Origin of the sequence: Bacillus sp. SH7-1, assembly GCF_008042405.1 — a bacterium.
GTDB lineage: Bacteria > Bacillota > Bacilli > Bacillales > Bacillaceae_G > Bacillus_A > Bacillus_A thuringiensis_N.
In genome coordinates this window covers 1-24,148 of record NZ_QNUD01000029.1, presented here as the reverse complement: position 1 = coordinate 24,148, position 24,148 = coordinate 1, and the positions used below count along the sequence as shown (strand labels likewise).

The window sequence follows — 24,148 nt, the reverse complement described above, 5'->3', positions numbered from 1 at the left end:
AAACTACAATAATTCCTTGATAAATAAATAGAAATGTTGTAAAGTTATGATAATTTAACTGTATATCGTTTGAAAGCGATGAAAGGAAATAGTAACAGGTATCTTTTCTTTTAGAGAGTCGGTGGTTGGTGTAAACCGATAGAAAGAACTTGCGAATCCGTCCTTGAGCGAAATGTAGAACACTTCAATGTGAAGTTAGTAATCGTTTCCGGCTAAAAGCCGTTAATAATTTAAGTGGAGGGCGTATATTTTCTGTGCTTTCAACTAGGGTGGCAACGCGGGTTAACTCTCGTCCCTTTTATAGGGACGGGAGTTTTTTGTGTTTTTAGTAAAATTCCCTTCCTTAAAAGTTTAACGTGAACGAAGAAGATAGTACTAGTCATTTATTAAAGGAGAGATAAGACATGTTAGATGTAAAAGTATTACGTACAAATTTTGAAGAAGTGAAGAAGAATTTGAATAATCGCGGAGGGGAGTTTCTTGAATTAGATAAGTTTGAAGAATTAGATCAAAAGCGCCGTGAACTGTTAGTAGCAGGTGAAGAATTAAAAAGTAAACGTAACGAGGTATCTGAGCTAATTGCGAAGTTAAAACGTGAAAAGCAAGATGCTAATGAACTTATAATCGAAATGCGTGAAGTAGGAGACAAGATTAAAGCGTTAGATGATGAGTTACGTAACGTAGAAGAGGAATTGAATTCTATATTATTAGCATTACCAAATATCCCTAATGAAACAGTGCCTATTGGAGCATCCGAAGATGATAATGTTGAAATACGTAAGTGGGGAGAAATAAACGAATTTTCATTTGAAGCAAAACCACATTGGGAAGTTGCTGAGAAACTAGGATTACTAGATTTTGAGCGAGCTGCAAAAGTAACAGGAAGTCGTTTCGTATATTACAATGGCTTGGGAGCACGTTTAGAGCGAGCAGTAGCTAACTTTATGCTGGATTTACATGTTGAAGAACATGGGTATACGGAAGTGGTTCCGCCGTTTATCGTAAATAGCGATAGTTTATTAGGAACAGGGCAATTCCCGAAATTTAAGGAAGATGTATTTACATTAGAAGGCACAGATTACTCTTTAATTCCAACGGCGGAAGTACCGTTAGCGAACTATTATCGTGATGAAATTTTAAATGTTGAGGAATTACCTATTAATTTTACTGCTCATACGCCATGTTTCCGTTCTGAAGCCGGTAGTGCAGGACGTGATACGAGAGGACTTATTCGTCAACACCAATTTAGCAAAGTTGAAATGGTTAAATATACAAAGCCAGAAGAATCATACGATGAGCTAGAAAAATTAACAGCGAATGCTGAAAAAGTACTGCAATTGTTACAATTACCTTATCGAGTAATCGTATTATGTACAGCTGATATAGCATTTCCGGCTGCGAAAACATATGACATTGAAGTGTGGTTACCTAGCTATGGGATTTATCGTGAAATTTCTTCTTGCTCAAACTGTGAAGATTTCCAAGCGCGTCGTGCAAGCATTCGTTTCCGTCGTACACAAGGTGCAAAACCAGAATTTGTACACACACTAAATGGCTCTGGATTAGCTATAGGTCGCACAGTAGCGGCTATTTTAGAGAACTACCAACAAGAAGACGGCTCAATTATAATCCCAGAAGTATTACGTCCATACATGGGAGGCGTAGAGGTTATTAAATGAGAAAGATGTTGATTGGTGATAAAGTTTAACCATGAGTAATAGAGTCCTATTAATTTAGGACTCTATTTATATAGCAAATTCATTTAGGAGTCTCACGATATGCCCCATCAACTTAAGAATTTTATAACACCCCAAAACAATAAAATTGTACATTTTCACTTGGTTATCCAGATAACTACGATAATACAAGGATTATGTAAGGCGTAACAGGAGAACTAGGAAGGATAGGGAATGGACTGGTTGAAATGTTAGGAAATCCATATGGACATGGGGCGGGTGGTGGAATTTGGTTGAATCCTTTTGACAGACGATATCTAGTAGTTTCTATGAATATACAGCAAGATGGTGGAGAAACTGTACTTATTCCAGTTTTTGATCAAAAAACCGCAGATCTTTTTAATTTAGTGCTTGCTGCTGAATATCTGAGTCAATGTGGTACGGGACCGGGAGAATGTAACTAGTATATAAATTTAGCAATTTATATAGTAAAAAGTATATTTGTACGGTAGAATTTCCACTTCTATAAAAAATCTCTTTTATGATGCAATAAAATTACAGTATGTTTTTGTTGTTATCATGTTTTCATAGTAAAAAGTATTTTTTAGGGCGTCGATTAAACATATAAAAGATGAAGTCCTTATTAATGTCGTTTTGTCACCTAACTGCATTTATTAAGTTATGATAAATATTTTCGGAGGTGACATATGTCAGAGAAAAATGAGTTTGAATCACATGAGATTCTATACGGATTGGCATTCGATCCGAATTTAATTGGTTTGAAACTTCCATCAATTCCTCTTTTTACATTTCCGACAGGATCGACAGGGGCAACCGGACCTATAGGATTAACGGGACCAATGGGACCAACTGAATCGATGGGACTAACCGAACCAACGGGGTCAATATCTACCAATCGAATTTACGTAACAAATGTTAATAATGACAACGTTTCTGTGATTAGCGGGGCGACTCATGCCGTGATTAGTACTATTCCAGTGGGGAGTACTAGACAGGGAGTAGGAGTCAATCCATTTACTAATCGAATTTATATATCAAATGCTAATAATAACAACGTTTCCGTGATTAGTGGGGCGGCAAATGCTGTGCTTGCAACTATTTCGGTGGGGAGTTCTCCAGTTGGAGTAGGAATCAATCCATCTACCAATCGAATTTACGTAACAAATGCTAATAATGACAACGCTTCCGTGATTGATGGACTAACAAATAGCGTGATTGCGACTATTTCGGTGGGGGGCGTTCCAGTTGGAGTAGGAGTCAATCCATCTACTAATCTTATCTACGTAACAAATCTTATTAGTGAAAACGTTTCCGTGATTGATGGGCTAACAAATAGCGTGATTGCGACTATTCCGGCGGGGATTTCTTCACAAGGGGTAGGAGTTAATCCATTAATCAATCGAGTATATATAACAAATACTGCGAGCGATAACGTTTCTGTGATTGATGGGCTAACAAATAGCGTGATTGCGACTATTCCGGTGGGAAATGCTCCAGTTGGAGTAGGAGTCAATCCATCTACTAATCATATTTATATAGCAAACGGTTATAATAATAACGTTTCCGTGATTAGTGGAGCGACTAATGCTATAATTACGACTATTTCAGTGGGGATTAATCCAGTTGGAGTAGGAGTTAATCCATCTACTAACCTTATCTACGTAACAAATCTTATTAGTGACAACGTTTCTGTGATTGATGGGCTAACAAATGGCGTGATTGCGACTATTCCAGTGGGGAATGGTCCATTTGGAGTAGGAGTCAATCCTTAAAGCGAATATAAAACACTAAGAGTGATGATTAATGTTACTTTCACATCCGAAAACTATGTAAATATTATGAGAAAAGACTCTATTCTCTAGGAGAGTCTTTTTCGTTGTTATAGAAATCGTTTAATCAGGTATGACTCACAACATTAGCTATACAGCTAGATAGCATGCTTGCAATAATTGATCGCATTCTAATTCCATATTTACTTTTAATAGTATAATTTTTCGTTTTGGGGATAATTCAAAAAAATAGCTTGATGGTCATGGATTGTACCAGAAATTAAGCTAATATCTCATGTGAAAAATTACATTTAGCATTTTTTAAGAACAACATAAATAAAAATAAACTAAAATGAGGTGATTTTGTGGGAGAGAAAAAGCTACATGTATGTTGTGGCCGGACCATTCTCGAAAACTGGGGAAGAGATATTAGATGATACGAATAAGTACCGGAATATCGTTCTTGAAATGATAGTTGAACTACGAGCTATAAAACCAATTCGGGAACCACAACGTGAACTACTTACAGCCCCACCTATTGAGATTCGTTTAGGTACTACGTTTTTAGGTGGAAAATCTAAATTCAAATAAAATAAAGATATCTATAACAGAGGTGCTTAGATGATTACAATTAGTTTATGTATGATTGTAAAAAATGAAGTTGAAACACTTAATAGATGTTTAGAATCAGTTAAAGACATCCCTGATGAGATTATTATTGTAGATACAGGATCAACAGATCAAACGAAACAAATAGCTAGTAAATGGACAAAACAAATTTTAGATTTTAAATGGATAGATGATTTCTCAGCAGCTCGAAATTATTCTTTCCATCAAGCTTCAATGGACTACATTTTATGGTTAGACGCTGATGATATACTTTTACCAGAAGAACGTAAAAAGCTACTTGATTTAAAACAATCACTCACTCAAAAAATTGATGCGGTTTCCATGATTTATCACGCAGAAATTGATAAATTTAATAATGTTTTAACTAGCATTCGCCGCAATAGATTAGTTAAAAGAAGTAAAAATTTTCAATGGCACGGCGTTGTTCATGAAGATCTAAGCATTCATGAACAGTATAATTCTCTCGAAAGTGACATCATAGTCACCCATAAAAAAAATTATGCCGATAATGAATCAGATCGAAATCTCAAACTATATGAACAATTTTTGAAAAAAAATAAAGATAAGATGACAGTTCACGATATATTTCATTATGCCCGAGAATTACATAAACATAAAAAATATAAACAAGCCATTGAATTTTATAACAAGTTCTTAGACTACGAAGATATCCAATTAGAACACAGGCTTTTTGTTATGCATAAATTAGCTAGTTGTTATCATCTAATCGGAAATTTAAAAAAAGAAATAGAAATCACATTTCAGTCTTTAGAATATGATATTCCTCAACCGGAATTTAGCTGTCGGTTAGGTGAATTCTTTCTTAAAAATGATCAGTTTTCTCAAGCTGCCTATTGGTATAATCAAGCTATAGAAGCACCTTCAGCAAATTCTGCTCATTTCATTGAACAACACCCCTTTAAAACTTGGTTACCGCATAAACAATTAGCGTTTTGCTACTTTCAGCTAAAAGACTATAAACAGACTTATCATCATAATAAGATGGTTCTTCGTTTCTTACCAACTGATGAGGAGACCCTTAATAATATTAAAGTAATTGAGGAGTTAATGATGACTGATTAACAATCATAGGATGTTTATTCATCTGTAAAATAAAATTTTTTCGGATGCTGTAAACATCCCATCGCCATATCAACCTAAGATTTTAAAGTACCCCCTAAATGGAAATTTTGTGTTTTTTAGTACCTAAGTTCACTTTTAACGTTTTGAGGCAACCTTTTCTGTTAGGTTTATAGATATGTGGTGTTAAACCATAAACAATGTTTTAGATTATAAAATAGAGTACTAAGCGTCCGATTTGAAGGCACGAAATAATATCAATTAAAACTGAACAAAAACGCTATTTGGTAAGTTTTTGTCTACTGTCGTGTTCTTTTTAAAGAGGTTAAAGCTATTATCCCACTTATAAAACTAGGCAGTAGGCTCCAAAAGAAGCCCCCCATTGACCAGTTACTAGGGTTACAGTTAAGAAAAGGAGTGGTACTAAACTAATCATTATTAAAGATATGCTTTGATATGGATTCATATAAAAACGCCCCTTTATAGATAAACAGTATTGTATGTATATCTACAATCGAGTAGCGTTGAAAGTTCATTATTTATAATGAAAATTTCATTTTGTTTTAGTTTAAAATCAAAAAAGAGCACTTAATAAAGTGCTCTCGTGACGAGATCCATTTTGTGAATACCCCTTTATTTTATAAAGAAAGGAACACAGAATATTATATGTATTTCCTGTCAATTGAGTGCATTTTTACAAACAAAGAGCGGTTAGCAAAAGCTAACTGCTCAATACAAGGAGATACAGAGAAACCTATTATAAATGAGTTTTGGCATACGGCCTATCAACAGTATTGACGGAATATTTATTTTAAATCCAATTTACTTAAAGTAAACATCCCAATAGATAAAATGGCTGCACCTACTGCAGAACCTATCCAGTCTCTCCAGCCTAATGTATTAAAAGGTGTATCTGTTAAATCCATAATTAAGAAGATAGCAAACATTAACATACCGAATGCTAAGCATCCCCAGAATGTTTGTAAAGATGTAATCATCTTCTTACGGAACTTTTTCATGTGAATCATCCTTACTAATATTTTGTATTTTTATAAACAAATTATTTCATGTATAAAGATTGAAGGTACAGAATATGCAATATTTCATATTAAGACTCAATAAAATCATCCTTTTGTGGTAAAGGGTGATGAAATTGAATAAACAGGAATAGATGATTCCCATTAAAGAGTGGATAAGAGAAATACAAAAGAGCAGCCAGCAAAAGCTAACTGCCCATCTCCAAGGGGGAACAAGGAAAAAAATCTAATGTCATCTATATTATTGACGGAATTTTGAGTTTTATTCAAGGGAGATTATATTTTACAAATCAGATTATGATAGTCGATATTCTCCATATTGACCAGAAAAGAACCAAGAATTCTAGTGAAATTCCAAGTGTTCTTTTCCTAGTTTTTTGAAATTCTTTTATTAAATAGCCAACAGCACTAATTGCTATAAGAATGAAAAGAATAAGTTCTAGTGTAACTGGCATTTGATCTACTCCTAATCATTTAGTCTAATTTATTATATAACGATTATAAGATATTTTTGTGGGTAATGGTGAAAAATTAAACAAAACTATCTCTATATGAAAAAAGGTCCTGTTGTCTCCAACAGAACCTCTTCTAAAATGGCAAAGAGTAACTCTTACCTTACTCTTTGTTTATATACTACAGGAGTGTTAATAAAAATCCAAGGCTCCTTATATTGAGAAATAAAGAAGAATCATTTTAAATAATTTTATCATTGTTATAAATAACCGAGCAGTTAGCAAAAGCTAACTGCTCGGTTCTCCAAGGGGGAACAAGGAGAAAGTAACTTAATGGGTTGTCTACAGTATTGACGGAATATTGAGTTTTATTCAAAGGGACTTATAATATATAAATTAGATTATGATATTTGCTATTACCCATATCGCACAGAAAAGAACTAAAAATTCTATTGAAATCCAAAGTGCTTTTTTCTCAGGTTTTTTAAACTCTTTTATTAAAGAGAAAACAGCACTAATTGCTATAAGGATGAAAAGAACGAGTCATATTGTATCTGGCATTTTAACCACTCCTAATTTTAAATCCATTATATAACGATTTTGGAATTTTATGATAATTGTTGGCGAGAATTAAGCAAAATTTAAACAAAATAATCCTTTGAATAGAAAGAGAGGAATAACAATGGGACAAGGAAACCGTGGAATGGCATTTGAAATGCTTATCAATCTAGCGAATGAAATGTATCAAAGAGGGGGAGCTATGATGGAGGAATATGAACAGCTACAGAAGGAATTTCGAAATATAAGTAAGCAATACTGGAAGAAACCTAAGAAACCTAAAGTATGCGAAAAATGTTTTTCAAAAGTAGATGTTCACCTGCACCATAAAATTCCGTTAAAAACAGGCGGAACAAACGATTATGAAAACCTTATTCCTTTATGTGAAGAGTGTCATTGAGAATTCCATAGACACTTTGAAGCTGTAAAATCACATGAATATTTTATGGGAACACCTAAATATACAGAACTGATAGGTATATGGGAAGTGTTGAATGATCCATTAGTGGATTTCTTATCTATGAAAGAGTTCAAGGAGATGGTTTGCAAGAGATTGGATTTAAAAAGAGATGTACTAAAATCATTTAATGAAGAAGAAATATAAGTAAATAATAAACAGTTAAAGCTTAACAGCTGCTTTTTTATTTTGTCACCATTTAAGAAGGACATGAATATATTAGGAGTAAATAAAAAGCATAGGAGTGATAAATATGTTCTTCGCAAAGTTACGTGGCAGAAATGAAGTTCCACCAGTAGAAACAGATGCTCGAGGACAAGCTTTCTTTAAATTGAGCCGGGACGAGCTTAGTTTAAAATTTAAGTTGGAGTTATTCGATTTAGAGAATGTAGTAGTTGCCCATCTGCATCTAGGAGCAAAAGGAACAAACGGTCCTGTTGTAGCTTTTTTATTTGGACCTATAACAAATCCAGTTTCAATAGAGTGTGCAACTTTTACAGGAATAATCACTCAAGAGGATTTGGTTGGGCCGTTGGCTGGTCAAACATTAGATGCTCTTGTAAATGAAATCATCGCTGGCAACATTTATATTAATGTTCATACAGTACAACATCCTAATGGCGAAATTCGTGGTCAACTGTATCATTGTTAATTAAAAGTAGCGAATCCGCAGCTTTTTTATTTTATAAAGAAGTAATTATAATGACTGTTTATTTATGGTAATATGAATGACACTAGGAGTAATTTTAATTGTATTAGGAGTTTTAATTATCGGTATAACTACGTCCTATTTAGCAAGGAAAAATGAAGGGATAAGTCGGATAGAAGTCCTGGCAGTTCCTATAGGTTTAATTCTAGCTATGACTACTAAACCTATAATGTCGAAGGTTCTCATAGTTATCGCGCCTTTCTAATTGCGCACATGTGCACTTGTGTATTTGTACACATGTTAACATGTGTACAAATTTTGTTTTGGAAAAATATAACTGTGTATCGATACCACACTGATATAGAGGGTGTATATCAGTCTATATGTTTTATGTAGGTATAACATGTGTAAATGTGTAAAAGGCCACATGTACACATTTACACATGTTATTTTTATTTCTTTTGTTGTTTCTTTGCTTCTTTAAGAGCAGCTTTGCGTTTGATGTTTTCAAGTTGTGCGTGGAATAGTCTAAGTTGTTCAGGAGACAATTTTTCCATATATAAGTTATGCATTTCACCAAGCAGTTCATAAGCATATTGATATTCTGAAATCTCAAGTAATGCATCAAATTCATGTTTAGTTTCTAAAGGCATTCGAATAGTACCACGCTTATCGCCATTCACTAGTGTTGCTTTTGCAGGTAAACTAGGATCATAAGGTGTAGAGGGAATGACATCAGCTTTATAGCCAACATCAATTTTCCCTCCATTATTTTTAGAGCCAGGTTTTTCCCCGCCCTCCTTTTTTCCAAAAAAACCCATGTTATTACTCATTTCTCAATTCCTCCATTTTCTCAATTCGTTCTAAAAATTCATCTGTAAATGGTTCAAAAACTTCAATAAATAATTTCTTGTCCCAATATTGATCTTTATTTAAACCGATACGTGGAATGCTTTGGATTCTTTTAGCGTAAGGTATTAAATTTTTAAATAAATTATTTTCTCCAAAAATGTTTTTTGCATCTTGTAATACCGTTGCATCGATTTTACCAGCACTGTGTAATTGATTTGGTAATATGCCGATTACATCAAGTGGAGCATTAAATTCTTCTACTAATTTTCTTAAGAATCGAGAGATATAATCATTAGCACCATCTAAACTATCACTTTGTGTTTGGAATGCAACGAGTACATAGTCACTCGCCATTGCAGAGCTTTTTGTATAATAAGATGCTGTAGGTGGACTGTCAATGATAACAAAGTCATAATTTTGTTTCAAAGGTTCTAATAGGTGTCTAAAGTAATTAATCTTATTGGCTTCTACTTGATGATAGTTAGGATCAGAAGGCTCAGTATGACCAAATCTTGATGTTAGTAAGGTTTCAAAATTTTCGAAGTCACTATGAGAAGGTAGTAAATCTAAATTCTCCATTATATTCAACTGCATGTCTTCTAAACTACCATCTTGTACAGCTCTCATTAATGTTTTGTCAAAAGCAAAGTATTCATCATTAATTCTTTTTCTTGTTAAGATCATTGTTTTTGTTGTATTTGCTTGCGGGTCCATATCAACTGTTAGAACTTTATATCCCTTTAAAGCTAAATGATAAGATAAGTGTCTTACAATAGTAGACTTACCAACGCCACCTTTACTGTTTGCTACAGTAATAGTTAATGGTTTTTTTAATTTCATATGTATCCCTCCAAAAAAACTTTTCGTTCGTTTACACATATACACATTTACACAAGTTCACATGTGTAAAAAATCTTTAATGCAATTATACTACTCAACTAAAAAAACATCAATGCATTTTTACACAAGTCCACATGTCCACATTTACACAAGTCCACAACCAAAAGGAAAAGGTTGATATAATAAGATTTTAATAGGATAATATGAATAATTACGTCCACATTTACACAAGTGTACATTTACACAAGTGTAAAAATTATTCCGATGATTTTTGTCTAATTAATAGAATAAAAGCAGATAAGAGGACATTTACACATTTTCACATTTACACATGTTCACATGTGTAAATGAAAGGAGTTTTACTGAAATTCTTTGTTTACAAACAAAAAAACTTGTTGTAACGTTATAGACAACAAGTTTCTCAACGCAATTCGATTTAGTTTGATAATATACATAAAAAATTCGGAAGAATTTGTAGGATATATATAAGACATATAAACACAAAAAACAAATAAAAAAAGAACGGCTGTCTATCTGAGATTTGGAGAATCTCAAATCAGACAGAGGAAGTAGATCTGCTGGAAACATTTCTACTTCTTGGTGAATACAATTTGCTGGAAACATCTTGTATTCTATTTACGTCACTGCTCGAACCAGTGAGTAAACTTCCCAAACCGTTCTAATTAACTATGCTATTGAGATATGAAATATCTATTATTAGTATAGTTAATTAGTGTAGATTTGTAAAGATAGGACCCCTTATTTAAGTGCATCTTTAATTGTATTTGAGTATGGAATTTTCTGTCTTTGTATACATTTATGGGAAGTCTATTTATCTAGGTGAGCAGTGATATAACTGCTCACCTTTTTTTATTGTTTTAAATCTAGTAGAAAGGAGATCCAACATGAATACAGTACAGAAGGCTATTAATCTTATACTTCATAATGGTGTTCGTAAATATAAACATCAAAATTCAAACGCTGCACTTGTTTCTATTGCTGCTCAAGAGAAATTTGAAAAGAAGATTCTAAACGGTAAGAAAAATAAAAAAGGATCTATTTTCATTACACGTAAAAAAGAAGATTTAAGTGCAAAATTCGGGACACGTGGTGTTGTATTGACTTCTGAAGAAGCTGTACTGGATCATGTAGGACAAGCTTCTCACTGGACACCGAATGTATATAATTTTGGTACATATAGCGAAAATAGGCTTCGTACAATTGTTGGCCATACAGAAAAAAATTTACAGCAAATCAATTGCTTTGTAATCGATATCGATTCAAAGTCATTTCCAATGACGGCAATTAACGATGTTGCATTAAATGCTGGCTTTGGTGTGCCTACTATGATTCTTCAAACTACAAAGGGATATCAAGTGTATTATGTATTGGATCAAGCTGTATATGTAACAAATAAAAAGAGCTATATTGCTATTAAATCAGCAAAAAGAATCTCTCAAAACTTGAGAGAAATGTTTGCAGAAAGCCTACCACAAGTGGACTTAACATGTAATCACTTTGGCTTCTTCAGAATGCCATCAGAAGAGAATATGATTATGTTCTTTGAAGAAAACCTTTATACTTTTAAGGAGCTGCAGGAATGGAGTAAACGCCAAGATGATAATAAGGATAAAGAGTTTTTTGTAAGCCCAGGAGAAAATAACGTAATTGAGACACCTTTTGCTAAAAATATACCTGTAGAACAACCGAAACAGGTAGAAGAAGCATGGTTTAAACAAGTTATTAATTGTACAAAAATTGCACCGAAACAAACAAAAGCAGGGCGAAACAATGCGATTTTCACCCTTTCTTTAGCGTGTTTTCAAAGTGAAGTGTCAATTAGAGAGACTTTAGATATGATGGACCAATTTAATAGTAACCTGGAACAGCCTTTAGACCATGAAGAGGTTAGAGGGATTGTAATGTCTGCATACTCGGGTAAGTACCAAGCTGCACATAAAGATTACATCGATCGCCTTCTTCAAATGTATGCGACACCTGGGCAGGTAAATTCTTTTCGATCTCCAGCTGCATTTTGGAGAAAACACAAAAAGCAGCGTGAAGATCGAGTGCGTTCGCATTGGCATGAGTGGGAAGCTGATATTATTGCATTCTTATCAATGAATTCTAAGAATGAACCTGTGTTATACTTTACACAAAAAGAGCTATGTGAAGCGCTTAATATACCTAGAAGTACTTTAAACACTGTCTTGAATAAGAGTAATAAAATATATAAGACTGTTGAAGGAAAAGGGAAAACAGCAAGAACGGGATTTTCAACAATTGGAATGTTGATTTCATTTGCATTACGTGAAAAAGAGCAAAAAAAAGAAAATTATTTAAGCTATTTAAACAAGCTATTCCCCCAAGTGGGCAACATCCTATTACAAGCAAAAAGCAATAGCGCTATGGCAGAAGAAACAGTGTCGTATAGCATCATCGAGGGGTTACCAGCTGGTTGAATTTAATTGTCCACTGTGCCAATACATAATTATATCTACGATACGCTCTTTGGTGAGACAGCTATAGCGTTATGCGCTTAATATCTAGTTCTTTCTTTGATGTTTGGGGTTATTTTTTTGTTATTGATAGTTATAGCTTCATTATGGTATGTGAAATTACTTAGATTGTTTTAGAAATTTATTATATTGGTGGTGTGTTATATGGGTAAAAATTATTCTATAGATCGTGATAACAAGGGTAGATATAGACATTCTTATGTATTTATGAGGGGGGTTACTTTAGAGATTAAGTTACTTGGTCATGATACCTTGTTAAAAGGAAAAGTTACGACCATTGAAGAATATTATTGTGTTGTAGATGTGGAGGGGGACGATGGTCTCTATCAGGTAACTGTTAATTTTGCAGAAGTGAAATATATAAGGCATGAAGAGTTTGCAACAGTTGAAGAAAGATCCCCTAATTTTAATCCTAAGGATAAGAAAACATCATTTGTGTTTGAGATAGGGGAGAAGGTCTCTTGTGTGTTTAAAGATGGCAAGCGTATGAAAGGATTTGTGTTATCTGAGGGTGCTTATTATCTGTATATCAAAACAGAGAAAGGTAATTATTGTACAATTATGAAGAGTGCCTTATCTTATATTGCACATGTAAAACATAATCCTTTATTGGAGTTAAATGATTTTTATATAGAGGAAATGAAAACAGCTGGTCATAAAAAACCAACAGAATATGTCTTTTCTGTGGGAGATGAAATTACTGTATGTTTTGCTAATGGTAAGAATGTATCCGGTGTGGTTCTTGATGAAGGTAAGTATTGGGTACTGTTACAGTCTGAAAGATTTCAGATTACAGTTTTAAAAGGCAGTTATTCTTATTTTAAACATGGAGTTTTTAAGAGCAAATCTTATTTGTATGTAGCTAATAAAAGGCTAAAAAAGACGTTAAGGAAAGATAACTAGTTATGGCGGGCGGAGACTTTATTAAAACGATAGAGTCTCTTTTTCTTATAATAACTATAGAATGTTTATTGCAATATAATTAATTAACTAACCCACCTTTCTAACGACTAATGAAGCAGAAAAATAATGAATTTGGCCAGTCACTTGAACAATACGTATTTGAATAATTTCTCCTGCGTTAGTTGGTCTGTTCTTGATAAGTTATCTGTTTATTAGATAGTTGCATTGCGTTTATTGTGAACCTAAAACTAATGTTATTCTGCCCTAGTGCCCCTGCAACTATATTTATTGAAAGAGTTCTAGTATATACCCCCTGAACTATTAACAGTAATTGAAAGTTATATTTGGTAACACCACTAAAAAGCCCTATTGAACTAAAATTAACATTTGCGTTTAGTACTACAGTAGCCATCAACAAAACGCGAATTTTGTACGCTAAGTAATCTGTATTTTAATTGTTAGACACAAATAACAATTGGAGGGGGACTTTTTATGGTTAAATTTTCAGCATAAGAAAAAGTAAAGATGGTAGTGAGGGAATAAAAGGCTTTCGAAGATTATAAGGGGTAGCACCACATTGCCATCAAGCTAAGAAATTCATTGTTCTCCAAAACGAAAAAATGACCTAAATTTTCATAAATAATGGTTGTAGTGATATGGGATTTTTTGTTTTAGGGATACCTCGAAGTGTTAGCTTGATAAGCATACTCCTTTGCTGATTTTATAAACAATACAATTATTATTGATTTAACAGCAGTCCAGACAGTAAGCGTATTTTTTTCCTCTTCACAAAGTGGAGTTTTTACTATAAATGAGCGTTTATATTTGTACTCTGTATTTGTTAAGGAGACAGAAACATATTATCTCAAAATAAACATTCGCTTCATAATTTCACCAAATGTAAAAAAGAGAACTCGCCGGCCCTCTTTTTACTATTCATCTTCTTATTAAAGTTTTTTCTCTAACGCCCGATATTAATCTGCAATTCTTGTTACCACTAAAGATGGATTTCCATAAGAAGAAACTTCACCTTGTGCAACATCAATTCTAATACTTAATGAATCATTTGCATTTAATCTAATTAATACTGTTTTCCCGATGGTATACGCATTCAAAACGTTTGCAGGGACATCTGTACTTATAGATGTCGTACCTTCAAATTCACTTTCTTGAACAGGTGTAATGTCATTAATATATAACCTAAATTTTAAAACTGTATTTGCAGGGGTTAAATCACGATTAAAGACTCTTGCTGTTAAATCCATATTAATTTCATATATTCCACCACTCAACACTTGGATACTATTATTTAATAAATTAAGATTTGTTCCCAAAGATGGACCAAGATTCTGAAAAACTACTTTTTGACCTACATTTGCTGTACGAAGTGTATTAGATCTATCATACAATGCTCCATAAGCTACAGTACTTCCTGTGGGTCCTGTTGGGCCAGTAGGGCCAGTACTTCCAATTCCTGTTGGACCCGTTAATCCGGTTTCCCCTGTCGGTCCTGTTGGGCCTGTGATTCCAATTCCTCCTGTTGGGCCAGTAGGGCCTGTCGATCCAGTTATTCCAGTAGGACCTGTTGCTCCCGTGGGTAAAGTGAATGGCGGGATAGGTGGCAATGTAGGACCCAGTAAGTTCGGATTAAATGCTGCTCCACTCAAAAATTCATTTTCTTCATTCATGTACACACCTCCTTATGATGTTTGTACTTATCATAATTATTAAATGCTCATTACTAGACAAATGATCTTCACATAAGCGGAATCTCTCTATTTTGTTTTTTACAAAATATGACAAAATGGTTGTGGCTGGATTTGTTATGCTTGGTCTAAATCTGCCGAATTGGATGTACGGAGAGAATTTCCTTTTTACAGATGGATGGTGATATGAAAGGTGATAAGTTTAATAAATATAAAGAAGCTATGGATAAGGTAGTGAAATAATTGATTTCGAATGGTGGTACCCCTTAAAGGGGCGTGGTGCTATCTCTTTAAAGATTAAATGCATAATTGCATATATGATTATCGTATTTAATCGATAACATTTGACATAATATTTGGTATGCTTATGATAGAATGTTATATCCTTTCATTCTGCTTTATAAATATAAAAAGGGATATTAGGGAATTCTTGCTTTTTTAGAAGGGAAAATATTATGAATCAAATACTTAAGAGAGAAGATGAAGCATCAAAAAATACTTTAATGAATTTCTTGAGTGAAATTATTGATGAGATTGATTTCCAAAAGAAAAATCAAGAGGACTTAGCTAAAGGAATTGGCATTGCCCCTGGGACTTTTTCGAAGAACTTAACAGGGAAAAGTCAATTTGGGTTTTGGAATTTAATTAAATTATTTAACCTACTGTATGCGAATGATATTAATAAACAACAAGAAATGTTACATATGTTTTGTTCTGTAACAACAAATAAGAAAAACTTGAGAATTGCCATGGAGTATGCAAATGCAAAGGGTGATCTACAACTATTGAAATTTGTTGTAGATAGGGAAAAGGACTCTTCTCTTGCGATGAATAGAGAGTGGGCTTATGTATATGAATTAGTATGGCAGCGTAGCAGTGGTGTTATTGTGAAGCAGGAATTGTTAGCAAAATTAGAAGATCGCAAGGGCAGTAAGGTAATTAAGACTAAAGAGATGAAGGTTTTATATGGCATATTAACTTGCTATACTATGTGCGATTTAGAAACTTATACCTCGCTATTTGAATATGCTGACGTCTTGCTACCAAAAGTCGAAGATATATCTGATAGTTTTATCAAAGCAGCTTATTTAGGCAGAATAAAAGAGTGTTTGTCATTTGCATATTTAGTCCAGGACAAACTTGAAAATCTTAGAAGTACATGTCATGAGATTTTAGAACTAGAAGATCCTGAGAGTTGTTTTGATCTTTTAAGGGCATCAGCGCTTGTATATCTAGCGGAGTCGTTTACTTTTGAGTGCTATGATAGTGCATCTAAGTATATAAAGGAGTCCCTGAAACAATTAGAGCCATATTACTTTGAAAGAGAGAAACAAAGACGGCAAGAAATTCTTAATACCTATGCGTTTATTAAGCTAATCAATAAAAAAGATTTGGATAAAATCAAAATATATCATCCTGCTGAGGAATCTTTCTTAGAGATTATCAAGGGGAATTACAAAAATGCAGTTAATATTCTTAATGATTTAGAAAAGAAAAACGGCTATTTAACCCCTGTGCAATATTGTTATTTAGGAATAGCGAAAGGGGATATTACTTTAATCGAAAAGTCGATTATGCTATTCGAGTGTACAGGTAATAGATTCTATTGCAAGTTCCCTAAAAACATGTTGGTAGAATTTAATAAAAATGGTATAATATATGAGAGTGGTGCTATATGAAAAAAATATTATTTTTACTAACAAGTATAGTTCTAGCAGTAGGAATTATCTATACCGCTGCTGGTAGTAAAGAGCAACCAAACAATATAGTTAAAAAAGATTCAGAACTATTATTAGCTAGAATGGGAGATCCCGGCGGTGGAATCGGGTAACCTTTAAATAATTAGAATGCGATTGTCTCAATAGAGGCAATCGCATTCGCTGTTTTAAGGGGGATTTCCCAAATATCAAATTTGATATTTAGGAAATGTTTGTGAAATGTTCACAAACTAGTAGTTATCTATTGAATCAAAATTTCAAACTATATTGTTATTGCGAATTATTACCGTGAAAAATATTCACAATATGTGAATTAAGTGTTAAAGCGAGAATAAGTGTTCAGATTTGCGTTCGCTTTTTTGTATTTTTAAAATTACAAAAAAAAATCCAAGTCATCTGATGTATTGATAACATAGGATTTTCCGAAGATTTCAGTTGTGTAATTTGGTTAGATGTTACAAATTTTAATAAAATATGGATTGACGACATTGTGCAATCGTTGTAATCTTGTTTGTGATAGATTGTTTGTGAGAACATCTAACAAGCGAACTACTAACAATTACATAGTACATGGGCAGAAAGCAATAAGAGTTGGCGCTCCTATTACTTTCGACCTTCTTAAAACAATAAAGGTGTTTTAGAAAGGCCGCCCACTTTGATGAAGCATAACTAGATGCAACATCAATAATATTATACTGTTTCGTGTGTTTATACAAGGGTATACTTGCGCGATTTTACTGGCAAATATTATTGGTTTTGTTTAGTTATTCTTTAAAAAGTGGTTCTTCGGATATGGAGAAAAAGGCGTAAACTAAAACACTAGTTTACGCCTTTTTTGTATTTTTATCCGTTAACCACATTGAAAATTTTATAACGCTCATCTTAATGTTTGTGTTTAGGATTTATGTGATTCTAGGTTGAATTGAAAAACTTGTTGCTAGATAGGGCGGCTGATCCTGAGAAAATTGGTTGCTAAAAATATTGATTGGAGATGATATCCATGCGTACAAAGGATTTTAGCAAAAAAACACATAGTGTAAGAGTTATACAAGAAATGGATGCTGGTAATTTAGTAAAAAAAGCACATTCAGTTTGCACCTTCCAAGGGCAAGAATATTACGTTTTAGATAATGGGAATCTGTATGACTCGATACTAAAACGTGAAGTTCCATTAGCAAGAATGTTTAGGTATATCAAATGTGTAAGAAACAGCTATGGCGTTATGATCGCAAAGAAATCTAATACTTGTGCAAAGTTGATGGAAGTTAAATTCATCAAAAAATCTAAGAAGGTTAGCTAATAATACAATATTTGATCATTTAATTGTGCATGAAATTTAAATGCACCAGGGATTATATGAAGTTTTGGAATCGATAAGGGATGGCATTATGAGGGTTTAATCCTATCAAATAATTACATTCTCTTAGTTAGGTTAAGATGATCCCGATTGTCCTTTGAAAATTGTATATAGATGCTGGGGGAGTGCCACGACCACTGTTTGCCGCTCCATTTCGTGATTAGGGAGAAGAAAGACACGAATAAACCCTGAGGGTCATAAGTACCGCTTGTAAGAAAGCAACTAGTGGTGGTCTATCTTGTAGGGCAATAAGCTCTACAAATTACTTAGAGGACTGCTGTACATTAGATCATAGCGCCATGACGGAGTATTCCTGAGCGATTGATTGTACAATCATTCCTTTAGCGAGTGGGCGAAACGAGACTAATCGTCCCTTTTGCAAATGAAGAATCTCCTTTTTGCATTTGTGAATGTATAAATATAGACCTTTAATTTTTAATTGTTCTATGATTGAAAATGGTTTTATGTAGAATTAAGCTGATCAAATATTAAATTGTATGAGAAGGTAGCTTGTGAAAAAATTGAACAAGCTGCGTATAAAGGGAGTAAGAAAATGGGAAAGGAACACCGTGAAAGGTATATAAAAAAAATTGCAGGTGTTATAACAACAAAAAGAAAATATCCTACAGGATATTTAGTCGTTGGAGAATATGATTTAAGTTTAGAATTTCAGAAAGAAATGGTAGATGTGCTAGATCGTGAAGAAGTAGCGAGCTACCATTTAGATTTTAATAAATATGATAGTGAAGCTGATTGTATTGTAGCCTTGAAAAGAGCGAAGAAGCAATTAGGCAAAAGTAGAGAGTCAGGAAAGCTGTTAATTTTAGTTATTACAGCATTTGATCGTTTTACTAAAAAGTATATGGACGCAGTAAAACAATTAATTGGTTGTAATGCTATTGGTATTAATTTATTCATTAGCGCAAATATACCGTTGGTTCATATAGTTGGATTAACTGAATACATGATTACTTTCGATTCAACAGCTAAAGTCCTATCAGAGTTCTATCGCTATAGTACACAACAGGTTATTTGTTCACTATATAATGAAACTTTAGCTCGGAGTAGTAGTAGGGGTACCGCCAAAATAGGAATGTATAAAAAATGAATTGAGTTATAGAAAAAGAAAAAGAAAAAGAAAAAGAAAATATAAGATAGGTTAGTAAACAAGCATTCCTCTTATTAAAACATAAAATAATATAACTCTTATTTGCAAAGGGGGTATAAGAAAATGAACTGGGATAATAATTGTTGGAAACACAAACATCACGATGATTGTTCAAAACATAAACGCCATTGTGATTGTTGGAAACACAAACATCATGATGATTGTTCAAAGCACAAACGCCATTGTGATTGTTGGAAACACAAACATCATGATGATTGTTCAAAGCATAAACATCATTGTGATTGTTGGAAACACAAACATCATGATGATTGTTCAAAGCATAGACACCATTGCCATTGTGGGAAGCATAAACATCATTGTGATCGAAAACATTGGTAAAATTGTTTATGATTTTTTACTTCCTATGAGAAATTTTATAAAAAGACTCATTCTTTGTAAGAAAGGACGAGTCTTTTTGTTTGTTATCAATAATGATAATTATGTAAATAAGCTGTCCATATGGGCAGCTTATTGTATTTTTCCGCTTAGTGTAGATTATTTTGCAAAATGCTGGCGATACCCCTAGTAGAGATTGGAGGTGAGTGAGAGCTGAATGTTAAATTAAATGCAAAGAAAATCCTGAGGAGTAAAAGTATTAGTGTTGGATTATTTGATTTAGATGAGCGTTATCGTTTAGGTGAAGAAATTAATGTTTTTTGTAAAAGTATGAATGCAATTTATACTTTTACAGTAATTAATATAACTTTGGTTCGAAAAATACATTGGGTTGTACACTTGAAATAAGATTAACTGTGATATAGCGCTATGAAAATAACAAGCTAAAACATGTTTATATAATGATATAATGATATATAACTATCAATTGAAATGGGGAGAATAACATGTTTAAGACTAAGAGCATGAAGCAATTTCCAGTTTTACTTGCGTTTGTCATTATGATTTTCACTGGATGCAGTGATGATTCAATAGCTTTTAAAAAAGGTGAAAACTACAAACAAACAGATCGTTCTTTATTTGTAGAAGTACAAGCAGATAATGAATGGAAGATGCACAAAGGTAGTGATAAGGCTGATAAATATGCGGTTTATAAATTAGAAAAAACTGAGTATACAGCTGGTAAATATAGTGTGTTTACAATTTCATTAAAAGCGAAGTATGGCAGCGATCCTTTACTTCTTTCTAACGGAGATGAAAAATTATTAGTTTCGCCAACTGAAAATGGATTTTCTATTACGACAGTCGGAATAAATTCGAATGATTCTTGGAAGAACTTCCAAAAGGATTTCAAAGCAGCTGGTGATAAAGAAGATTTCTTAAAAAAGACATCAGAAAATAAGAATAAAACTAGTAAGTATGAAAAAGTAAACTAAAATAAATACTTGAGAGCAAAATCATTTAAATGATTTTGCTCTTTTTTATTATCATTTGGTATGTTTTGAAATGGGGGAGGAAGTGAAAATGTTTGGCCAAGGTCATTTAATATTTCCAGCTATGCTAAGATTCGCGGTTATCACGACCTTATTATTTAATTTAGCACTCATGTTCATCATTTCTCTTATTGGGGGATGATGTAATAATGGAAAAAGTCAAATCCACTATAAAAGATATTTGTTTATGGGTATTTGTTATGAGTTTAGTTACTTTAGCTTGGATAGGTATTGAGAAAATGGTTGTTGCAAGGATATTAGGGTGAATATATTTTTTTTGCAAACTCTTTTTGCATAATTTGAATAGAAAGTTGGGGTATTAATATGAGAGATATTGTTGCAACATTTCATTTTGTAAATGGTATGAGAAAATCAACTACTGTTAAAGCGGAAAATGTAGATGCAGCCAGTACAATTATTAATAGTAAATTCTTTCAGGGTGTAGGACACGCTATATTTGAAGGATATAAGAAAGAATGTAGAGATGAATTTGAAGGTATTAGTGATAAGGTAGAGAGTTATGAAGTATTTCGTGATCGTGTGATGTTTATTGATTATGAAGTGCAATAATCTTATGAGAGAGAGCAGATCCCTGGTGGCTGCTCTTTTTTAGTAGGTGTAAGAGTGGAGATAGTGGTTATATGTTCCCCTTTCTCCTTATATTTCGTGCTATCTCTACTCTTATGTATATCTAAAAATCATCTGAAAAAGGAGAGGTGCAAAACATGTTTAAAAAGAAGAAGACAGATCCTATTGAATTTCTAGTGTATGGTAAGAAGGATTTTGATAAATTACCTATTGAAATTTGTATGTATGCATTAGAAAAAATCAAACAGCATCAAGAAATTGTCGCAGTTAAAATAGATATTGGTATTTTAGGAAGAAAAACGAACATAAATACAGCTGAAATAAAAATCGATGCGTTAAATAAAAGGGAATGGATAGTATATTTTGGGGAATATGATGTGTTTTTATATGATAATTTTATTGCCAGTACACCTGTTAATTTTAAATGGATAAATGCAAAACAGTTTGAAGTTAAGTTTAGCCAAAAAATAAGTGATGCTTCAAATGTTTATGTTAAATTTTACGGTGATATTGGGAACTTAACAAAAGAAGACTATTTTGCAAGTTAAAGTAGCGTTGTAAAAGAGCAGATCCTAAAGGGACTGCTCTTTTTTGTAGACAGTTGTATATGACAGATTGGGATGAAGCAAATGAAGAAAAATAAGAAATGTAAGAAGTGCCAGGGCAAAGGTTTCATATTCGGTAAAAATTACATAATAAAAGAAGGGTCATTTGGATATGAAACACATGAATATGGTATTAGGGCTCACATGCCCTACTTGTTTTGGGAAGGGTGTGAAGTGAGAGTATGTTCTTTAAAACTATTTGAATAAGTATGTTATTATTTTTATTTTTTTTGTCGTTTCTCATATCCCTTCTGGTACCTGAACTCTCAAAAAATGGAGAGTAATTATGGTACTTGTAATGATAAGCAGTTTAATAGGATTAATAGTGTGTGGATATTTTCGTATAGTTGAAATGAGTGAAGGAAACAAGCAAAGAATTGAAATTAAAGCAGAACGTATTAAATATAACGAGAAGAAACAAAATGAGTTGTTATCAGAGAAGTTTAAATTACCAATTACAGATATTTTAATAGTGCCAGTTTCAGAAACGAAATACTACAAAGTAACGACCAATACAGGGATTTATAAAATATCATTCGCATATGACACAAATGATAAAATAATAGGTTTTAAGGAATTTAAACAAATTACATCAGTAAGCCAGGAGGGTAATCATGAGCAAGGAAGTCACAATTAAAATTACGGAAACAGGCTGGAAATTGAAAGCAAAAGTGAATGGAAATGTTTATGAAGAGGAAGCGGTTATGAATGAGCCTGGGGATGCCTTACATGTTAAAGGTGATTTAGAAGAAGTGTTTTGGATGAATGATAAGTTACATGAAACTTTAAGAGGTAACTTTTGCTTCTGTATTGCAAATGCTTTAATCAAAAGCCAGTAAAAGGATTCCTGGTGAAGAATAATAAAATATAAGAATGTTAAAAGAGCAAATCCTTAAATGGCTGCTCTTTTTTATTGATACAGATTAGTGATAAACAAAGCATATTGGGTATAAATCAGTATGTTTTGTTTGTAATTAATCTCAAATAAGGAATGATGATTTTAAATAATGGGGAGTGGGATAGAATATGAATAAAAGGAAGTTGTTTGCTAGTTTCGGATGCGCTATAGCGCTGTATAACTTAGTTGGCTGCTCTAATTCTACTAATACAGGCGTTGTGGCAGCTGAGAATGAAAAAGCTGTTGTAAACGAAAAACAAGAGGTTATAAACAATGAAGAAAATTACGAACTAGGAGAAATAAAGATCACAAATAAAGAGCGCAATAAGGAATCAAGAATTGAAGTTGTAGAAGCTCATATTGTGGATGATGGTCTACAAGGATTAGATCCTCGTAACACAGCATTAAAAGAAGTAATTATTTTACATGATAAGGTAGAAGATTGTAACTATCTTTATACGTATAGCTCTAGCAGTACAAGTTCGGGTTCAGCAACAATGAAAAAGTTAGAGTGCGGAAAGAAAGAGTAAGGTGATTTTATGAAGGGATTCATGAGAAATATACTTATAGATTCCTTTTTCATTCTAAAAACAAAAGAATTGTTTTAGATGATGGAGATAAAGAGTATCCTGTCGATGCAGCGGAGGTACTTTTGGGAAAAGAATATGTGTTTATAGGGGTATCGCCAGTATTTCGGAAAAAAACCACGCTAAGAGTATGCAAGATTTTATACGATTTTTTGGATAATCCAGTAACAAACAAGAACCCTAAAATCGCTTCAGGATAGGAATGTATAAAAAATGCATAGATCCATAGAACAAAAAAAGAAGATTCCTTTGTAAGAGTAGAGTTCCTCCCTATTCCTTGCTACCGATAATAATGCGTTATGTTAACCAAGTATGTATACGATATACAAAACTAAACAGATAAAACTAGTTTATAAAAAAGGATATTTATATATAGCATGTGTCATAAAAATGATATAACGTTTTTTTACTTTTATTTTCTTTATTTCATACATTTATTAGATAGGATAAAAGATTTTGGAGGTGAATCATGTTTAATAAAAAGAAATGGGAGGGTCTTATACCGGATGATTTTTTGAGTGCCCCTGCATCAAATCCAAATTTGATTGGTCCTACATTCCCATCTATTCCTTCTTTTACATTGCCAACAGGATCTACGGGACCAACCGGACCAACCGGGCCATCTGGAGGACCAACAGGTCCAACAGGAAACACCGGACCTACGGGAGATACCGGACCAACAGGAGACAC

Annotated in this window: 26 protein-coding genes, 1 pseudogene and 1 other annotated feature; of the genes and pseudogenes, 23 read left to right on the top strand and 4 right to left on the bottom strand. The window is 33.1% G+C overall.

Annotated elements, in window-relative coordinates:
• Positions 1–69 precede the first annotated feature (69 nt).
• Positions 70–300: a binding site (T-box leader), on the top strand.
• 104 nt (positions 301–404) lie between these two features.
• The 5 genes from serS to DN390_RS21595 all read left to right on the top strand — a co-directional run bounded on the left by serS (position 405) and on the right by DN390_RS21595 (position 5,179).
• A complete protein-coding gene (serS, locus tag DN390_RS21615) occupies positions 405–1,679 on the top strand; it encodes a serine--tRNA ligase (RefSeq protein WP_147808396.1) in 1,275 nt (424 codons plus the stop codon).
• A 245-nt stretch (positions 1,680–1,924) separates the two neighbouring features.
• Positions 1,925–2,140, top strand: a complete 216-nt coding sequence (locus DN390_RS21610; protein WP_147808395.1) for a hypothetical protein — start codon at positions 1,925–1,927, stop codon at positions 2,138–2,140.
• Between the two features lie 243 nt (positions 2,141–2,383).
• Positions 2,384–3,469 carry an exosporium leader peptide-containing protein gene (locus DN390_RS21605; protein ID WP_147808394.1) on the top strand — a complete coding sequence of 362 codons (1,086 nt, stop codon included), beginning with the start codon at positions 2,384–2,386 and terminating at the stop codon, positions 3,467–3,469.
• 381 nt (positions 3,470–3,850) lie between these two features.
• A complete protein-coding gene (locus DN390_RS21600) occupies positions 3,851–4,057 on the top strand; it encodes a hypothetical protein (protein WP_255444112.1) in 207 nt (68 codons plus the stop codon).
• 30 nt (positions 4,058–4,087) lie between these two features.
• A complete protein-coding gene (locus DN390_RS21595) occupies positions 4,088–5,179 on the top strand; it encodes a tetratricopeptide repeat-containing glycosyltransferase family 2 protein (RefSeq protein ID WP_147808393.1) in 1,092 nt (363 codons plus the stop codon).
• Positions 5,180–5,982: 803 nt separating this feature from the next.
• Here the strand turns inward: DN390_RS21595 and DN390_RS21590 are convergent.
• On the bottom strand, positions 5,983–6,195 hold the full coding sequence (locus DN390_RS21590; protein ID WP_071737000.1) for a hypothetical protein: 213 nt from the start codon (positions 6,193–6,195) through the stop codon (positions 5,983–5,985).
• A 1,209-nt stretch (positions 6,196–7,404) separates the two neighbouring features.
• Here DN390_RS21590 and DN390_RS31270 point away from each other — a divergent pair.
• Positions 7,405–7,623 carry an HNH endonuclease gene (locus DN390_RS31270; protein WP_370513483.1) on the top strand — a complete coding sequence of 73 codons (219 nt, stop codon included), beginning with the start codon at positions 7,405–7,407 and terminating at the stop codon, positions 7,621–7,623.
• Positions 7,624–7,933: 310 nt separating this feature from the next.
• On the top strand, positions 7,934–8,332 hold the full coding sequence (locus DN390_RS21580; RefSeq protein ID WP_147808392.1) for a CHRD domain-containing protein: 399 nt from the start codon (positions 7,934–7,936) through the stop codon (positions 8,330–8,332).
• Between the two features lie 449 nt (positions 8,333–8,781).
• On the opposite strand, the gene DN390_RS21570 is transcribed toward DN390_RS21580, so the two are convergent.
• Together DN390_RS21570 and DN390_RS21565 are read right to left on the bottom strand one after the other, a co-directional pair.
• Positions 8,782–9,162: a hypothetical protein gene (locus DN390_RS21570; RefSeq protein ID WP_147808390.1), complete on the bottom strand. Its 381-nt coding sequence runs from the start codon at positions 9,160–9,162 to the stop codon at positions 8,782–8,784.
• The gene (locus tag DN390_RS21565; protein ID WP_147808389.1) at positions 9,155–10,021 is read right to left on the bottom strand and encodes a ParA family protein; all 867 of its coding nucleotides are present in this window, start codon (positions 10,019–10,021) and stop codon (positions 9,155–9,157) included. Before DN390_RS21565 ends, DN390_RS21570 begins: the two co-directional genes overlap by 8 nt.
• A 905-nt stretch (positions 10,022–10,926) precedes the next feature.
• On the opposite strand from DN390_RS21565, the gene repS reads away from it, so the two are divergent.
• Complete coding sequence (gene repS, locus DN390_RS21555; protein ID WP_147808388.1) at positions 10,927–12,483, top strand: replication initiation protein RepS; 1,557 nt, start codon at positions 10,927–10,929, stop codon at positions 12,481–12,483.
• Positions 12,484–12,684: 201 nt separating this feature from the next.
• Positions 12,685–13,443: a hypothetical protein gene (locus DN390_RS21550; RefSeq protein ID WP_147808387.1), complete on the top strand. Its 759-nt coding sequence runs from the start codon at positions 12,685–12,687 to the stop codon at positions 13,441–13,443.
• 974 nt (positions 13,444–14,417) lie between these two features.
• Here the strand turns inward: DN390_RS21550 and DN390_RS21545 are convergent.
• Complete coding sequence (locus DN390_RS21545; RefSeq protein ID WP_147808386.1) at positions 14,418–15,131, bottom strand: exosporium leader peptide-containing protein; 714 nt, start codon at positions 15,129–15,131, stop codon at positions 14,418–14,420.
• 473 nt (positions 15,132–15,604) lie between these two features.
• Between DN390_RS21545 and DN390_RS21540 the strand changes: the two genes are divergently transcribed.
• From DN390_RS21540 to DN390_RS21480, 14 genes and pseudogenes are all read left to right on the top strand, one after another.
• Positions 15,605–16,828, top strand: a complete 1,224-nt coding sequence (locus DN390_RS21540; protein WP_147808385.1) for an AimR family lysis-lysogeny pheromone receptor — start codon at positions 15,605–15,607, stop codon at positions 16,826–16,828.
• A complete protein-coding gene (locus DN390_RS30745; protein WP_176359943.1) occupies positions 16,825–16,980 on the top strand; it encodes a hypothetical protein in 156 nt (51 codons plus the stop codon). Before DN390_RS21540 ends, DN390_RS30745 begins: the two co-directional genes overlap by 4 nt.
• A gap of 887 nt (positions 16,981–17,867) precedes the next feature.
• Entirely contained in the window at positions 17,868–18,167 is a 300-nt protein-coding gene (locus DN390_RS21535) for a hypothetical protein (protein WP_147808384.1), read from the top strand.
• 610 nt (positions 18,168–18,777) lie between these two features.
• Positions 18,778–19,332, top strand: coding sequence for a hypothetical protein (locus DN390_RS21530; RefSeq protein ID WP_147808383.1), 555 nt, complete (start codon positions 18,778–18,780; stop codon positions 19,330–19,332).
• 163 nt (positions 19,333–19,495) lie between these two features.
• Positions 19,496–19,918, top strand: a complete 423-nt coding sequence (locus DN390_RS30740; protein WP_218944381.1) for a hypothetical protein — start codon at positions 19,496–19,498, stop codon at positions 19,916–19,918.
• 23 nt (positions 19,919–19,941) lie between these two features.
• Positions 19,942–20,136: a hypothetical protein gene (locus DN390_RS31265; protein WP_147808415.1), complete on the top strand. Its 195-nt coding sequence runs from the start codon at positions 19,942–19,944 to the stop codon at positions 20,134–20,136.
• Between the two features lie 98 nt (positions 20,137–20,234).
• On the top strand, positions 20,235–20,723 hold the full coding sequence (locus DN390_RS21515) for a DUF5512 family protein (RefSeq protein ID WP_147808382.1): 489 nt from the start codon (positions 20,235–20,237) through the stop codon (positions 20,721–20,723).
• A 381-nt stretch (positions 20,724–21,104) separates the two neighbouring features.
• Positions 21,105–21,350, top strand: a complete 246-nt coding sequence (locus tag DN390_RS21510; RefSeq protein WP_147808381.1) for a hypothetical protein — start codon at positions 21,105–21,107, stop codon at positions 21,348–21,350.
• A gap of 155 nt (positions 21,351–21,505) precedes the next feature.
• On the top strand, positions 21,506–21,916 hold the full coding sequence (locus tag DN390_RS21505; protein ID WP_147808380.1) for a hypothetical protein: 411 nt from the start codon (positions 21,506–21,508) through the stop codon (positions 21,914–21,916).
• Between the two features lie 266 nt (positions 21,917–22,182).
• A pseudogene (locus tag DN390_RS21500) lies at positions 22,183–22,610 on the top strand (hypothetical protein).
• On the top strand, positions 22,588–22,812 hold the full coding sequence (locus DN390_RS21495) for a hypothetical protein (protein ID WP_147808379.1): 225 nt from the start codon (positions 22,588–22,590) through the stop codon (positions 22,810–22,812). Before DN390_RS21500 ends, DN390_RS21495 begins: the two are co-directional and overlap by 23 nt.
• A gap of 187 nt (positions 22,813–22,999) precedes the next feature.
• A complete protein-coding gene (locus DN390_RS21490) occupies positions 23,000–23,401 on the top strand; it encodes a hypothetical protein (protein ID WP_147808378.1) in 402 nt (133 codons plus the stop codon).
• A 17-nt stretch (positions 23,402–23,418) separates the two neighbouring features.
• The gene (locus tag DN390_RS31685) at positions 23,419–23,658 is read left to right on the top strand and encodes a hypothetical protein (protein WP_147808414.1); all 240 of its coding nucleotides are present in this window, start codon (positions 23,419–23,421) and stop codon (positions 23,656–23,658) included.
• A gap of 269 nt (positions 23,659–23,927) precedes the next feature.
• Positions 23,928–24,148 (top strand): exosporium leader peptide-containing protein (locus tag DN390_RS21480; RefSeq protein ID WP_147808377.1); only part of this gene is annotated, 221 nt, incomplete at its 3' end.